The following is a 276-nucleotide window of genomic DNA, read 5'->3' as shown; positions in this document are numbered from 1 at the left end:
ATTGCATATGCGGTTGGGCGGGCTGGTGGCCCTGGACGCGGTGAAGCGGCGCCGGCTGCACAAGATGGGCGACAGGTCGGAGGCGTTCTGCCGGCTGGCGGTCGACGTGCTGACCAGCAATCCGCAGATCCTGCCCCCGACCTTCGATCTGGCCGCCCTGCAGCGCGATGTCGCGGCGCTGGATGCACTGCGGGCACGCACGGTGCAGCTGATGCGCCTGTACCAGCGGATGCTGGACACCGAAATGGCCTTAGGCAGCGACATCATGTCGAACAG

At 66.7% G+C, this 276-nt stretch carries 1 protein-coding gene; it reads left to right on the top strand.

All coding sequences use genetic code 11. The features are described 5' to 3' along the window. On the top strand, positions 1-276 hold a 276-nt coding region (locus OH705_RS27230; protein WP_267303439.1), incomplete at both ends, for a hypothetical protein.

The organism is Pseudomonas sp. BJa3 (assembly GCF_026343815.1).
Classification (GTDB): domain Bacteria; phylum Pseudomonadota; class Gammaproteobacteria; order Pseudomonadales; family Pseudomonadaceae; genus Aquipseudomonas; species Aquipseudomonas soli.
This window is presented reverse-complemented; position numbering and strand designations above follow the sequence as displayed.